This window comes from Prevotella melaninogenica (genome assembly GCF_018128065.1).
Classification (GTDB): domain Bacteria; phylum Bacteroidota; class Bacteroidia; order Bacteroidales; family Bacteroidaceae; genus Prevotella.
Genome location: NZ_CP072359.1, coordinates 702,563 through 718,335 on the forward strand (window position 1 = coordinate 702,563; position 15,773 = coordinate 718,335).

At 39.6% G+C, this 15,773-nt stretch carries 10 protein-coding genes; 9 read left to right on the plus strand and 1 reads right to left on the minus strand.

Annotation, left to right across the window (positions count from 1 at the left end):
* Nucleotides 1-65: 65 nt before the first annotated feature.
* On the minus strand, nt 66-1,415 hold the full coding sequence (locus tag J5A56_RS02860; protein ID WP_021670844.1) for a Na(+)-translocating NADH-quinone reductase subunit A: 1,350 nt from the start codon (nt 1,413-1,415) through the stop codon (nt 66-68).
* 323 nt (nt 1,416-1,738) lie between these two features.
* Here J5A56_RS02860 and J5A56_RS02865 point away from each other — a divergent pair, with 323 nt between their 5' ends.
* From J5A56_RS02865 to J5A56_RS02905, 9 genes are all read left to right on the plus strand, one after another.
* Nucleotides 1,739-6,298: a translocation/assembly module TamB domain-containing protein gene (locus J5A56_RS02865; RefSeq protein ID WP_211815492.1), complete on the plus strand. Its 4,560-nt coding sequence runs from the start codon at nt 1,739-1,741 to the stop codon at nt 6,296-6,298.
* A 19-nt stretch (nt 6,299-6,317) separates the two neighbouring features.
* On the plus strand, nt 6,318-8,102 hold the full coding sequence (rpsA, locus tag J5A56_RS02870; RefSeq protein ID WP_021670841.1) for a 30S ribosomal protein S1: 1,785 nt from the start codon (nt 6,318-6,320) through the stop codon (nt 8,100-8,102).
* Nucleotides 8,103-8,519: 417 nt separating this feature from the next.
* Nucleotides 8,520-9,872 (plus strand): TIGR00341 family protein, encoded by a 1,353-nt coding sequence (locus tag J5A56_RS02875; RefSeq protein WP_021670839.1) that lies wholly within the window; start codon nt 8,520-8,522, stop codon nt 9,870-9,872.
* Between the two features lie 581 nt (nt 9,873-10,453).
* The gene (locus J5A56_RS13905; RefSeq protein ID WP_196801643.1) at nt 10,454-10,552 is read left to right on the plus strand and encodes a DUF4248 domain-containing protein; all 99 of its coding nucleotides are present in this window, start codon (nt 10,454-10,456) and stop codon (nt 10,550-10,552) included.
* Between the two features lie 147 nt (nt 10,553-10,699).
* Nucleotides 10,700-12,010, plus strand: a complete 1,311-nt coding sequence (locus J5A56_RS02885; RefSeq protein ID WP_021670836.1) for an AAA family ATPase — start codon at nt 10,700-10,702, stop codon at nt 12,008-12,010.
* A gap of 6 nt (nt 12,011-12,016) precedes the next feature.
* The gene (locus J5A56_RS02890; protein ID WP_021670835.1) at nt 12,017-12,814 is read left to right on the plus strand and encodes an RloB family protein; all 798 of its coding nucleotides are present in this window, start codon (nt 12,017-12,019) and stop codon (nt 12,812-12,814) included.
* Between the two features lie 499 nt (nt 12,815-13,313).
* The gene (locus tag J5A56_RS02895) at nt 13,314-13,514 is read left to right on the plus strand and encodes a helix-turn-helix transcriptional regulator (protein ID WP_021670834.1); all 201 of its coding nucleotides are present in this window, start codon (nt 13,314-13,316) and stop codon (nt 13,512-13,514) included.
* A gap of 11 nt (nt 13,515-13,525) precedes the next feature.
* The gene (locus J5A56_RS02900) at nt 13,526-14,203 is read left to right on the plus strand and encodes a hypothetical protein (protein ID WP_021670833.1); all 678 of its coding nucleotides are present in this window, start codon (nt 13,526-13,528) and stop codon (nt 14,201-14,203) included.
* The gene (locus J5A56_RS02905; RefSeq protein ID WP_021670832.1) at nt 14,190-15,761 is read left to right on the plus strand and encodes an SAM-dependent methyltransferase; all 1,572 of its coding nucleotides are present in this window, start codon (nt 14,190-14,192) and stop codon (nt 15,759-15,761) included. Before J5A56_RS02900 ends, J5A56_RS02905 begins: the two co-directional genes overlap by 14 nt.
* The last annotated feature ends 12 nt before the right edge of the window (nt 15,762-15,773 follow it).

Genomic DNA, 15,773 nt, shown 5'->3' on the forward strand with positions numbered 1-15,773 from the left:
CTGATGACATTCTGAGAAACTTTATTTGAAACCATAGTTAAAGTTATTGTGGGCTCATAAGACCCCTATGCATTCTCTTTTCTTAGGATATCCAAGCCCTCACGAACTATCTTCTGCAAAGGCAACTTGGAACTGTCAACGAACTCAGCGAGCGCAAAGTCCTCTGGACTTACCTCGTAGATACCCAACTGCTCTTGGCTATCAATATTGCCTGAGAGAATTGACTTGATAAGGTACTCGCTATAGATATCCATTGGTAACACTTTGTCGTACTCGCCACTCATAATCATGTGACGTTCGCCACCCTTGAGACGTGCATCGAGGTTGTACGTCTTCTTGCCCTGCAACCAGCTGAAATAGCTGTGAGAGGTTGAGAAGTCATTGAGACGAGGGAGCATCCAACCAAAGATTTCGTGCACGTCATCACCCTCTGGAATCAAAGTTACCTCAGAAGTATGAGCACCGAGCACTGTCTCGTCATTGGCAATAACGCCAGTGAGAGGATTACCATTGAGAATACGAACATGACAACCGTCAGCAACGTTATCTGCAAGGATTTGCTTCAAAGGAGTACCAACAAGGGCATCAACATAGCCTGTCTGCTTTACCATGCTACCAGCAATGGCAACACGACGAGTGAGGTTTACCTTACCAGTGTTGAACAAACGACCGAAGAAGATAACAGCTGTTGGATCAACAGTCCATACCACTTCGCCCTTATTAACTGGATTAATATGATTTACCTGTACACCAACATTACCTGCTGGGCAAGGACCATCAAACACAGTTACCTCAACGTTCTTTGCTCCGGTCAGCGCAGTAGCCGACTGCTTAGCACCAATACCCAAATAAACCTTTGCAATCTTGGCGAGAGCTGTCAAACCAGTCTGGAAGTCTTTCTCCTGACCATTCAACTCAAACTCAAAGTCGCCTTGCAAAGGTTTATCACGAAGTGCAGACACAAAGATAGCCTTTGGTTCTGTGTCTGGACGTGTAGCAACAGCATAAGGTAGCTGGTTGATATAACCAAACAATCCCGCCTGCAGCAATGAAGCCTTGACATCATCAGCGGATAAGCCCGCCACGTCCTTCACGCCGAAGTCAGCATATTCCTGCTGCGCATCGGCAGCAATCTTCACACGCAACACCTTACGTCTTTCTCCGCGCTCAACAGCTGTGACGGTACCGCTCACAGGAGAAGCGAAGCTAACTTCAGTGCACCCTTTGTCAACAAACAATGGGTCACCAGCTCGGACATGATCACCTTCACGAACGGTTACCTTAGGTGTCAATCCTGGGAAGTCATCTGGAACCAATGCGTATTCCGTAGATGATTTCACAGGCAACATCTGTTCCTGCGCGCGTCCTGTAAGGTTAATGTCTAAGCCCTTTCGTAACTTAATTACATTTGCCATACCAGATTTTATATTATTTCATTCTAATCTTTTCCGTCCTGAATAAGCTGGACAAAGCATAAAGTAAACGGACCTTCGCTTTGCCGAACGCAGCTTATTTTCTGCAAAAATAACGCAAGTGAGAGCAAAGAAAACTTATTTTCAATTTGCCGAACGCAGCTTATTTTCTGCAAAAATAATGCAAGTGAGGGCAAAGAAAACTTATTTTCAATTTGCCGAACGCAACTTATTTTCTGCAAATGTAGCAAAATTTAAGCAGATTTGGCACATTTAGATATAATAATTTCAGTATAAAACGTTTTTTTAGTAGTTTTGTAGACGCATTGAAGAAACTTAGGACAATTATACGATGGGTTATATGGACCATAGCGGGTCTTTACATAACCACAATCGTACTGCTGCACATACCAGCAGTACAGGGTTTTCTTGCCCAAAAAGTAGGTGATGTAGCAGGTAACAAATTAGGCACAGAAGTGCACGTAGGGCGGATTGATTTAGGTTTTATCAACCGCTTTGTATTGGACGATATCCTCATCTATGACCAAAGTCATAAGAAGATGCTATCGGCATCACGTGTTGGAGCAAGAGTCGACATCTGGCATCTTCTACGCACAGGAGAGATTAATATCTCCTCTGCACAGATATTTGGTTTGCAAGCAGAACTCTATAAAACAAGCAAAAATGCCAAAGCAAACTTCCAGTTTGTCTTGGACTCATTAGCATCTAAGGACACTACAAGTCACACTCCATTGCATTTATCCATCAACAGCCTTGTTATCCGACATGGTAGCATAAAGTACGACTGTTTGGATGCTCCAACAACGCCTAAACGTCTGAACCTGAATCATATCAACCTCTACAACATTTCGTCTTATATTATTCTTCACAAGTTAGATGACACAAGTGTATGGGCAGACCTAAGGACATTGGCTTTCAAAGAGTCATCAGGCTTAGAAGTTAAGCAGTTAGCCTTTGATTTGAGAGCTAATCAAAAGCAAGCCAACTTACGTGACTTCGTTTTCGAAGGAGCTAATAGTAAGATTGCCCTAAAAGAGTTACTTACAACTTACAAGTTCAACAACAAGAAGTTAGATTTCAGCACTTTGCGCTACGCAATAAATGGATTTAAAGCCTCCGTAAAGCCTTCCGACTTCTCCCCTATCCTACCCGAGTTAAAGTCCATAACGACTAACTACACAGCTAATGTTGATGCTGAGGGTACGAGCCAGTCAGTATTGGTAAAGCAACTTAACATTTCCGACCCAACACTTTCAACCCAGATAAAGGCAAAAGGTTGGGTAAAAAACATTCAAAAGAAGCCTACATGGGACATCACTTTCAGTCCGCTGAAGGTTAGTAAAAACGTCCTTCAATCCATTGCCAAAGTTACTCATCAGTCCCTCCCTAAGCCTTTGAGTAACATGGGTGATATCCACTATCTTGGCACCTTTGCGCATAACATGGGAAAATATACTGCAAAAGGACAGCTGAACACAGATGCCGGAAATGTTCAATTAGCTACAATTCTTCACGGAAAGAACATTCAAGGATCTATCAATACAACCGACTTAAACCTTGCGAAAGTACTTGACAATAATGACTTTGGCATAGTAAGCACGAATATTAAGGTAGAAGGCAACACCGACCTATCTTCTCTCACCGCAATGGGCGACGTCTCTTCCTTCTATTATAAGGGTTATACCTACAAGAATATCCACCTTGACGGAAGCTATCAGAACGACATTTTCACAGGCAAGACAGCCATCAACGATCCTAACGGAAAGCTGACTATTGACGGCAAAGCGACCAATATTATGGCTTTTCTACAACGAAAAGGGAAACTGTCTACTGACATCTCTATTATTGCTGATGCCGTCAACTTGCACAAACTTCAACTGACGGAGGCTTTGGGCAATAGAACAATCTCTTTTACTTCTAAGATAAAAGGACAGGGCGCAAGCCTAAATGATGTCATAGGAAACCTCGATGTCAACAACTTCTCTATGTCTGGCGAAGGACAGAACATCGCTCTTAACCAGTTAAACATCAAGGCTAACAACGGACTATTAGGTAAGTCACTTGATGCACAGACCGACTTTGGCGAGCTGCACCTTGCTGGACAATATGATTATAGCCAACTTCCACAAAGCATAAGGCGCATATTAGAGCATTATATCCCGAGTCTTTTCCAACCGACTCCACACTATAACTTTGGGCGTGGAAAGGCTAATTATGCCTTCACTTTACGCCTGAATGACACGAAGTTTATAAACAGTCTGCTTAAAACAAAAATCACTTCTTCTCACGCTATGAGGCTTACAGGACTTGTACGAGAACGTCAAAACGAAATTGATTTGCATATCAACGCACCTGACGTGACCTATGCAGGACAACAGATTAACAACCTCATTCTGAACATCAAGAGTGAACCACAAGGTTTGCAGACGAATATCTCTGCCGAACGAAAGGGAGAGAAAGGACCTCATGTTATTATTAATGCACAAGGACTTATCGCTAACAACGCTATAAGTTCAGACATTTCTTTCCGCCTACCAGGGCTTTCTGCGATATATGGTAATGTTAATAGCATTGCTTCTTTCTCACGTCGTCATGGCGACTTAGAGACCCACTTACACCTCAACCCATCTGAAATCAACTTTGACTCCATAGCTCTGCAAGTGCAACCTTCTGATATTTCCTATCATCGGAACAATCTCATCATTGACCACTTTGAACTTTCTAACAACAATCAGCATATCATTGCCAACGGACAAACCTCTGGTAATCAAAGCGATTCGATCCTTGTAAGATTTAAGGATATCAACGTTCCATATATTCTTAACCTTGTCAATTTCCATAGTGTTTCATTTGCAGGAACGGCTTCGGGCACAGCTTCTATCAAATCATTCTTCCATCACCCACAGCTACAAGCGAACCTCGAGGTACAAGACTTCCAGTTTGAAGAGGGCGACATGGGTACACTCTATGCAGAAGCTAACTATAATGACAAGGAAGGTAAAATCAATATTGATGCATATGCCGATGCTGGCGATGGCGCACGCACTGACATCAACGGCTATGTAGACATTAAAAAGAGCTATATCAACCTACCTATCTTTGCCCATAACACGCCTCTCTACTTCCTAAAGAGCTTCTGTGGCTCCTTTATGGATAAGATTCAAGTGCAAGGAAATGGCTGGTGTAAAGTTGTCGGACCCCTTAGCGCCATCAATCTTGAAGGTGATATGCAGGTGAACGGAAGCGTATATGTAAAACCAATAGGAGTTACCTATAAGATGCGTGACGCACGTGTACGCATGATTCCAAACGAGATTATCTTTGGCAATGACACCATCACCGACCCTCACGGACACATTGGTATCGTCACAGGTGGATTACACCATAAGTATCTTACCCATCTTACCTACGACATCAATATCTTCGCACGTAACCTCCTCGCCTATAACTTCCCAAAGAAGCAAGGTAAGGATGCTTTCTGGGGCGTAGTATATGGTACTGGTAAATGTAATATAAAAGGTGAACCTGGCTCAACAACCATGAATATTGACATGGAACCTGAGAGAAATACCTATATAACATACGATGCCAGCTCTACCAATGATGCGGGTACAAACAACTTCATACGATGGATTAACGTGCCCAAGGATAGCATTGGCGTATTAACTCCTGAAGCTGCTGACACACTAAGCTTTGCAGCGAAACATGCCCCTAAAAAGGCAACAAACATTGTGAAATTCAGAGACATACCAAGCGACCTGCACATCAACTTCCTCCTACGCACCAATCCTAATCTTACGCTCGGAGTACTGCTTGATGAAGCCACTGGTGATAATATCCAGCTGAACGGTTCGGGAATGATTCGTGCTACCTATTATAATAAGGGTGCCTTCCAGCTCTTTGGAAACTACAACGTGGACCACGGACAGTATAACCTCACAATTCAAAACATTATCAAGAAGCAGTTTATCTTCCAGCCTGGCTCAACAATAGCCTTCGGCGGCGACCCATTCAATGCTGCATTAAATCTGAAAGCAAACTATATCATCAACTCTGTTCCATTGGGCGACCTCGGACTCGGAAAATCATTCACGGCAAACAACACAAAGGTAAACTGTCTGCTTAACATTGAAGGAACGCCAGGCGCACCAACCGTCTCCTTCGGTCTCGACCTCCCAACACTCTCGCCTGATGCCCAACAGATGATACGCTCTATCCTGAACTCAGAGCAAGAACTTAACCAGCAAGTACTCTACCTGTTGGCTGTTGGACGCTTCTATCCGCAGAGCAATAATAACAATACGGCACGCAACAGTGAGGCACCAAGTCGTACATCCCTTGCTATGCAGAGTCTACTTTCTGGTACGATTTCACAACAAATCAACACCGTATTATCCAACGTTGTGAAAGATAATAACTGGAACTTTGGTGCTAATATTGCCACAGGTAACGAAGGCTTCGACAATGCTGAGTACGAGGGAATGCTCTCAGGAAGTATGCTCAACAACCGCCTGCTCTTCAACGGGCAGTTCGGTTATCGAAACAATGTAGCAAAGGATAAATCATCCTTCATCGGCGATTTCGACATCCGTTACCTCCTCCTACCAAGCGGTAACGTAGCTTTCCGTTTCTATAATCAAACCAACGACCGTTACTTCACACGTAACTCACTGACAACGCAGGGCATAGGCTTGATTTTGAAGAAGGATTTCAACAGAGTAAGCGATATCTTCGGAAGTAGAAAGAAAAAAACAAAAAAGAGAAGCAAAGCACTAATATACAGAATATTATTCGTAACTTTGCACCCGATTTGGGCGAACTACGCCCATATTACAGATAATATAAAGTCGAACTTTATTAATTAAATTATTTTTTAAACACTTTATGACAAATTTCAAAGACGTCCAGAATGTACAGCCTTTAGCTGACTTCAACTGGGATGAGTTCGAGAACGGCGCACACGCTGAGGCAAGTAAGAACGATCTTACTAAGGCTTATGACGAAACTCTTAACAAAATCCAGGAGCATCAGGTAGTTGAAGGTACTGTTATTTCAGTTGACAAGAAGGAAGTAGTTGTTAACATCGGCTACAAGAGCGATGGTATCATCCCTGCTTCTGAATTCCGTTACAACCCAGAGCTCAAGGCTGGTGACAAGGTAGAGGTTTACGTTGAGAACCAAGAGGACAAGAGCGGTCAGCTCGTTCTTTCTCACAAGAAGGCACGCCTCCAGAAGAGCTGGGAAAATATCAACAAGGCACTGGAGAACGACGAGGTTATCCAGGGTTACATCAAGAGCCGCACTAAGGGTGGTATGATTGTTGACGTATTCGGTATTGAGGCATTCCTTCCAGGCAGCCAGATTGACGTTCACCCTATACGCGACTACGACTTATTCGTTGGTAAGACAATGGAGTTCAAGGTTGTTAAGATTAACCAGGAGTTCCGTAACGTAGTCGTTTCACACAAAGCACTCATCGAGGCTGAGCTTGAAGCACAGCGCAAGGAGATTATCTCTCACCTTGAGAAGGGTCAGATTCTCGAGGGTACTGTTAAGAACATCACCTCTTACGGTGTATTCGTTGACCTCGGTGGTGTTGACGGACTCGTACATATCACTGACCTCTCTTGGGGTCGCGTAAGCGATCCACACGAGGTTGTTGCACTCGACCAGAAGATTAACGTTGTTATCCTCGACTTCGATGAGGAGAAGAAGCGTATCGCTCTCGGTATCAAGCAGCTCACTCAACACCCATGGGATTCACTGGATCCAAACCTCAAGGTTGGCGACCACGTGAAGGGTAAGGTAGTTGTTATGGCCGACTATGGTGCATTCGTTGAGATTCAGCCAGGCGTAGAGGGCTTGATCCACGTTTCAGAGATGAGCTGGAGCCAGCACCTGCGTTCAGCACAGGAGTTCATGAAGGTTGGCGACGAGGTTGAGGCAGTTATCCTCACACTCGACCGCGACGAGCGTAAGATGTCTCTCGGCATCAAGCAGCTCAAGGAAGACCCATGGGAGTCTATCGAGGTTAAGTATCCAGTAGGCTCTAAGCACATTGCTAAGGTTCGCAACTTCACTAACTTCGGTATCTTCGTAGAGCTTGAGGAAGGTGTTGACGGTCTTATCCACATCAGCGACCTCTCTTGGACTAAGAAGGTTAAGCATCCATCAGAGTTCACCTCACAGGGTGCAGAGATTGAGGTTATAGTTCTCGAAATCGACAAGGAGAACCGTCGTTTGAGCCTTGGTCACAAGCAGCTCGAGACTAATCCTTGGGATGAGTACGAGGCAATCTACACTCCTGGTTCAATCCACGAGGGTAAGATTACTGAGTCAATGGACAAGGGTGCCGTTATCTCACTCGCTGAGGGTGGTGAGGGCTTCGCAACTCCAAAGCACCTTGTTAAGCAGGACGGCACACAGGCACAGCTTGGTGAGGTTCTTCCATTCATGGTAATCGAGTTCGTTAAGGACACTAAGCGTATCATCCTCTCTCACTCTCGCACATTCGAGGAGGTTAAGGAAGAGCCACGTCGCCAGCGTTCAGCAAACCAGGGCAAGCAAAAGAATGATGCAGCTGCTATCAACAACGTTGCAGCAGGTACATCTCTCGGCGACCTCGGTGTTCTCGCTGACTTGAAGAAGAAGATGGAGGGTGGCAAGTAATTTGCACACTAAAATCTAACATAATTAAAAAAGAGTATCAAGTTTTCTTGGTACTCTTTTTTTGTCTTCATAAATTCGGAGTGGAAAGTTTGTCTTTTGACTTTTATAACTTTAAAACCATATCGGTCATTAGAGCCTAAACAGATTTTCTTTTGAGTGTCGAACAGAAAGAACAGATTTTCTTTTGAGTGTCGAAACGCTCAGAGACCTAAAGGTCGGGGAATGCACAGAAGGCTGACGCCATTGTAAAAAGGAAAGAATGTACAAAAGAAAAATAAAAACAAAAGGCAAAGGGCAAATATCAAAAGACAAAGGCAAAAGGCAATAAGTTACGATACCAACCAACTAATTACCAGTAATCTAAGAAAGCGCTTGATATATTCCATTAAATAAGTATCTTTGTAAGAAAGTAAAAAAATGCAGCAATATAACAAACAGACATTATGGCAAGTAATTAAGAGTTATTTCAACGTCTTGCCTGACAAGGACAGCGAGAAAGATGTTGTTAAACAAATAACTGACGGAATCAACTTTCAAGGTTCTAATCTCTGGATACTCATCTTCGCCATTTTTATTGCATCATTAGGTCTGAACGTCAATTCAACAGCTGTAATTATTGGCGCCATGCTCATCTCTCCATTAATGGGACCTATCATTGGTATGGGATTGGCAATAGGGATAGCAGACCTAACTCTTTTCAGACAGTCTATAAAAAACTATTTGGTAAGTACGTTCATCAGTGTCATCACTGCAATGACCTATTTTACCATCTCGCCTATCACAGATGCACAATCGGAACTCTTAGCACGCACTTCACCAACTCTTTACGACGTGCTAATCGCTCTTTTCGGTGGTGCTGCTGGCTTCTTAGCATTAGCGACAAGAGGTAAAAACAACGTGTTGCCAGGTGTTGCCATTGCAACAGCCCTGATGCCACCCCTCTGTACAGCAGGTTACGGACTGGCTGTGCACAACACTTCCTACTTCTTTGGCGCCTTCTATCTATATTTCATCAATACAGTGTTCATCGCTTTTACAACCTGCTTGGGCGCACATTTCATGAAGTTTCGCAGAAAAGAGTTTGTTAATCGTGAGCAAATGAAACGAGTAAATTATTACATCATTAGTATCATCATTATCACGATTATTCCTGCCAGCTACATGACATGGAACATTATCAAACAAAGTGTCTTTGAAAATAATATAGAACAGTTCATAGCAAAGGAACTTCAGTATAACGGAACTAATATCCTCTCACATGAATATGACCTCCAAACCAAAACGCTTCATGTAGTGGCTGTGGGTAATCCTATCCCTGCGGACACAATAGCAAAAGCACAAAAAACAATGACAGACTATCAGCTTGAAGGTTATAAACTAAAAGTCATACAAGGTACAACCTCTGACAGTTTATTGATTCTGAAACACAAGAAGAAAGATCAGTTATTCGTAGGAGATAAGAATACGTCTGAATGGCAAGAACTTATATATAACAACGATGTGCTAAAGAAGGAGCTAACTTCCTATACGCATTATCCTGTTCTGGCAAACGACATGAAAGACGAGCTTAAGGTTATCTGTCCTACTGCAAAGAGCATTATACTTTCAAAGGCTTCTGAATCATTCACCGACACAACATTGATTGATAATCATATTGTCGCAGTAGTAAAGACTTCAAAACCACTTGCTAACAACAATAAAAAACAACTTTATGACTGGCTGAAAGTGAAAGTCAAATCTGACAGCCTTGAACTTATCGTCATACCATAGTAGTAGCATCATACGACATAAATAAGTGCTAAGCCTTCACGGGCTTGGCACTTATTTATATCTAAACCATCAAACCAATATAGAAGGAAATACCCCAAACGTATTGCGAATTTTATTTACATAAAATACATCTTGCTATACCTAAAATCAAAGAGAAAATAAGATTTTCAGTACACCAACAACGCATTGATTATCAGGCTACTACAGAACAGTATTTCAATAGGTGCCCTTTAAGCCTCCAAAAGGGCATCTTTTGAAGCCTTAAAGGGCATCTTTTGAAAGCTAATTAGGTGTCTTTTTGAAGCCAATTAAGCATCAAGTAAAGAATAAGCGGTAAAGAAAATAGACAAAGTAGAAAAAAAACAAAACAAACAAAGCTGACCCTCTCCCATCTCCTTTATCTCCTCCAGACGGGAATATGAACACAATGATTCCCCTACGCTGAATTAACCTACGTACATTTTAGCAATAGCAAAGCAATTACCTTATACCCCTAAAAGATTACATAGTCTTTCCTTAAAAGTCTTTTTTACAAAAATATCCCAATGTAACTTTTTGGTGATATAAATCTCTATCCCGGCTTGTCCGAGTGGCTTTCTGCAATCGGCTACACATTCCACCAGCGTGTCTTCAAACCACGACAAGTGCCAATGATTGTCGAGACTTTGGGCGAGCCGTGAGGTGAATGAGAATATTGTATGCAGTTAATTTGCGTGAATTTTTCACGGCATATATATATTTTTTTGTATATTTGCACCTATAAAATAACAGATACATTTAGATGCTATCTGTATTTTATCATTTATGATCATTTAAATTTGTACGTTATGTTACTCAGAGTAATAATAGAGAATTTCCTGTCTTTTGAAGATAAGGTTCAATTTGATATGTTCCCTAATATGAGAAAGGAGTCTCTCCCCAATCATATTACTATGGCTGCAGGATTACCAACACTAAGAATGGCTGCTATATATGGTGCCAATGGTGCTGGAAAATCCAATATGCTGAAAGCTGTTGACTTTATCAAGTTATTAGTGACTAATAAAGAATTTTTAAATCAATCTAAAGTTTCAAGATATTTTTATGCTTTAAAGAAGAATCCTGCTTCTCAACCAATAAATCTGGCTATAGAGTTTGTTACAAAAGCAGGAAAAGCGTTTATCTATTCTGTTGGAATTGGTGAAGAGGGGATTAGATCTGAGACTCTAATGGAATCTGGACTTGGTGTTAAAGAGAATAAAGATGTATTTACAAGAGAAGGCAACATTTTGTCTTTTGCAGTAAAACCATCAGATGAGGTGGACAAAATGATTAAAGCATGGTTAGAAAAAAATCCTTTTGCCAGTTTATTGACAATTAATGATGATATGCCTGTTTTATCAGATAAGAACATTGTTATTGCGAAGAATTGGTTTCACGAAGAATTATTACTAATCGGCTTTCATTCGTTCATTCCTGGCTTAATTGAACTTTTTAGAAGAAATAAAGAAATCACTGAGTTTACATCGGCTCTATTCAAGGCTGTTGATTTAGGAATCAATACGGTCAAAGTTCAAACAGAGGATTTTGATGAATGGATTCGTTCTCACAATGAGGCCGAATCGTTAATAGAGAAATTAAACAAAATGCAATCTGGTGGAATATCTCAAATAACAAAGGACAACAGAATTAGACGAAATATCACCATTGAAGATGGGGTTAGAAAGATTAGCCAGATGATGTTTGAACAGTTTGGGAAAAACGGCTTTTCAAAAGATATGGATATTGAGGCGCAGTCAGATGGAACTGTTCGCCTATTCAATCTTGCGCCTGCCTTTTATGATGCAATAAGGGAAGGCAAAACCGTCTTGATTGATGAAATTGAACATAGTATCCATCCATATCTTATAAGAGAATTAGTAAAAATCTTTTCAAGCCAAGACACAACGGGTCAACTGATATTTACAACCCATGAGACATGTTTGCTGGATCAAAAATTTATCCGAACAGATGAAGTTTGGATGGTCGAGAAAAAAGAAGGTAGTACCCACATGTACTCATTAAATGATTTCAAAATCCATAATACCATTAATATTGCAAATGGGTATATGGAAGGACGTTATGGTGCCATTCCCTTTATAGGAGAGCTAAAAATCTAATGCCTTATGGACCTTTCAAAGCTTTCATATAAGAAGGATGAATCAAAACAGGAGCCAGAAACGCCTATTCGTCCTCGAGTAAATGAAGGACATACAGATGCAGAGAACATATCAACTGAGGTTGAGGATGATGAAACTAACCATTTCATCATACCTTCTAATGTCTCTCCAGAGTACCAAAAGGGTGATAGCTTTCGTGTGCCATCACTTATCTTTATTATCTCTGGTGGAGAAAAAAGAGAAAAGGATTTCTTGAAGGAACTTATTAAAGGCAATAAATCCTCTATCTTAAAGGCATTATTCTTGTCGAAAGAAAAGCAAGGACTAAATCCTTCTCAAATGCAGGAAATATGGAAGAATACTCGTGAAAAAGGTGAAATTATTATCGATAATCAATCATATCGTTTAGACGAAATAGATGATGTTTTTCTACTTACCGATGTTGACGAGTTTTACAAACAACTCAGAGATATTCTTTCTTCTAAGTCAAAAGATGATACTGGAAGATGGATAATAAGTAATCCTTGCTTTGAGATATGGTTATACTATTGTTACAAGAATACTCCTAAAACTGATTTGGATTGTATAACAACATCCTCTACCGACAAACGAAGTCAAAAACTCAAGCGGTGTTGCAACGAAGTTGTAAAAGGAGGACTAAATGGCAAGTATGCTTTTAATCATATGGATGAAGGTATAAAGAATAGCTTAGAACATTATAATGAGGATAATAATGGCATTCCTGTTCTCTTTGCTACCCAAATGCACGAAATGGCGCAGTTCATAAAAGATAAACTAAAATAGAAATGCCTATCATGCAACTTTATAGTGGCTTGTACTTTCAAAGTGCAAGCCACTGTTATTTTACTACTCTTTGCAAAAAATATCTATAAAACGCCTGTCTAATATTTCTAAAAAGTCGGAAAGATTAGTAAAAATAATGGCGTATGTAATAGCTCCTCAAAAAAAGAACTATTGTTTGAGTTGATTTTTCTACTATTTCGTCAGTCGTTTGTCCCATTTTCGGACGCTTTATTAAGCCAAGCAGATGAAAGGAGAAAGAGCCTGGGACTGTTTACTCTCCACAAGAGAAAGAAACTACTCCTAACGATTTGCCGTTTGACTTTTCCATATTCAATGAGGCTGGCTACCTTTGCATCTGACATGAGGATAAATGACTATATATAACAGAATATGTTGAAATATTTTACTCCGAATGTCTGATAAAATATTTTAATTCATGGGAACATAAATACTTTCACTAAAAATCACTATCTTTGCGTACAAATCAACTATATGGCGTATGAATGATATAAACAGACTAAAGATTGTCCTTGTTGAAAAGAAACGAACCAGTAAATGGTTAGCGGAAAAATTGGGTAAAGTTCCTTCGACCGTTTCAAAATGGTGTACTAATGTACAACAACCTGATTTGATAACACTTACACGTATTGCTGAACTTTTAGAGGTTGACCGCCGCGAATTAATTAATCCAAGCAAATAAAACATTTAGATATGACTAAGAAAATATTAAATATTGCAGAACTTCAAATTGCAGCGAAAAAGTTTTGTGAAAAAGAAAGTGGGCATTATCGTTCTGAACTATTTGGCGTTACTGATGGAAAAGCAGTAGGAACTTTTGTTGAACATTTGTTCCAAGAATATTTAGAGCAACAGTATGATATTACAATTGGCAGTTCTGCTAACGGACTTGATTTGCCATCTTTAAATACAGATATTAAAGTAACTTCAATTAAACAGCCACAGTCAAGTTGTCCATTTAAGGATAGCAACCAGAAAATTTATGGACTTGGTTATAATTTAATCGTTTTTGTTTATCAAAAGACGGACAACGGTAGAACTAAAAAAGGAGGGTTAAATTTCCTTTCCTGCTCTTTTATAGAATCTTCTCGAACTGCAGATTACCAGACAACAACAGGTTTATTGAATATCATTAACAACAATGGGAATGCTGATGACATTTTTGCATTTTTAATTGACCATCAAATACCTTCTGATGAGGTAACTTTAATGAACATGGCAGAGAATATTCTAAGGAATCCACCGAAAGTTGGTTATCTAACGATTTCCAATGCATTACAATGGAGATTACAATATAGAAGAATTGTAAATATGGTGGAAAATATTGATGGTATAACTCAAATTGTTAAATATTCGGATGTTAATAAGTAAAACACCTAAAACGTTACTTTCAAAAAAGGATACAATTCGAGAAAATTATGGCGATTGGCAAACCAGCTATGAGTTTGCCAAAAGTGTTTGCCTATATTTGAAAGATAGAGGTATTTCCCCGGATATTATTGTGGAGCCTACTTGTGGGGTCGGTAATTTTATATCGGCAGCCATAGATGTATTTCAAACGGTGAAAAAAGTTTACGGAATAGAAATTTTTAAAGGATATATTGAACAAGCAGAAAGAAAACTTCAAGAATACCAAACGAACAAGCTCATTGTCAGCTATGAACTCTACAATACAGATGTGTTCACTTTCGATTTTAGAGAAATAGCCATTCGGAATCAGAATCAAAACATCTTAGTTATAGGTAATCCGCCTTGGGTAACAAATAGTGGTTTAGGGAAAAATGATGGAATGAATCTGCCTATAAAAGGAAACATAAAAAAGACAAAGGGAATAGAAGCTATCACAGGTAAAGGAAATTTTGATATTGCAGAAAGTATTTGCAATCAGATAATTGACGCTTTTTCATATCATAGTGATACACATATAGCGTTGCTTGTAAAAAACTCGGTTATAAAGAATATTATGCATAGACAATATTTCTATCCTCGTCATATACAAGATGTTAGACAACTTGTTTTCGATGCAAAAAAAGAATTCAACGTCTCTGTTCCGGCATCTTTATTTGAGTGTCATATTGGAAGCCATTGTCAAAAAGAATGTATATCATATAACTTTTACACAAAACAAATTACCCATTCTTTTGGATGGGTAAATGAAGCTTTTGTATCCAATATTAAAGATTATGGACAAACAAGTTTCCTTGACGGTCAATCCCCATTAATATGGCGTTCAGGAATAAAACATGACTGTTCAAAAGTCATGGAACTTTCCAAGAATAATTCTATTTATATAAATGGACTTAAAGAGATTGTTGATGTTGATGACATCACTATTTTCCCTCTACTTAAAAGTTCTGATATAGGAAAAGGACTGAAAGGTATTAGAAAATATTTAATACTACCTCAAACGAATATTACTGAAAATACTTCGATTTTAAAAGAAAGGGCTCCCAAAACATATTCCTATCTCTTATCACATGCTACATATTTAGATGGAAGAAAGAGTATCATATACAAAAATAAACCGAGGTTTAGCGTTTTTGGATTAGGAGATTATTCTTTTGCTCCATATAAGATAGTAATTTCCGCTTTATATTCAGATTTAATGTTTTCTTTAGTCGAACCTTTTGCTGGTAAGCCCGTAATGGTTGATGACACTTGCTATCTGTTAGGATTTGAAAATATTGAATATGCAAAGCTTACTCTTTTTATTCTACAAAGCGATTTGCTTAAACAGTTTATACAAAATATCTGTTTTATGGATGCAAAGCGTATAGTTAGTAGAGAATTACTAATGAGAATCAACCTTTATCGACTTTCCAAAATAGTGGATTATTCAAGTATAGGTATTTCTCAAAAGAAAATACAAGAATATCAAAATTGGTTGTATATGCAAACAACTCCAAACTTATTTAGTAATCAAGCATAAATCTTTAAACAT

Bases quoted from the DNA above. Each gene is read 5' to 3' on its own strand.
- J5A56_RS02905 (WP_021670832.1), top strand. From the start codon at position 14,190: ATGTTAATAAGTAAAACACCTAAAACGTTACTTTCAAAAAAGGATACA.
- J5A56_RS02860 (WP_021670844.1), bottom strand. From the start codon at position 1,415: ATGGCAAATGTAATTAAGTTACGAAAGGGCTTAGACATTAACCTTACA.
- J5A56_RS02875 (WP_021670839.1), top strand. From the start codon at position 8,520: ATGCAGCAATATAACAAACAGACATTATGGCAAGTAATTAAGAGTTAT.
- J5A56_RS02885 (WP_021670836.1), top strand. From the start codon at position 10,700: ATGTTACTCAGAGTAATAATAGAGAATTTCCTGTCTTTTGAAGATAAG.
- J5A56_RS02900 (WP_021670833.1), top strand. From the start codon at position 13,526: ATGACTAAGAAAATATTAAATATTGCAGAACTTCAAATTGCAGCGAAA.
- J5A56_RS02890 (WP_021670835.1), top strand. From the start codon at position 12,017: ATGGACCTTTCAAAGCTTTCATATAAGAAGGATGAATCAAAACAGGAG.
- J5A56_RS02895 (WP_021670834.1), top strand. From the start codon at position 13,314: ATGAATGATATAAACAGACTAAAGATTGTCCTTGTTGAAAAGAAACGA.
- rpsA (WP_021670841.1), top strand. From the start codon at position 6,318: ATGACAAATTTCAAAGACGTCCAGAATGTACAGCCTTTAGCTGACTTC.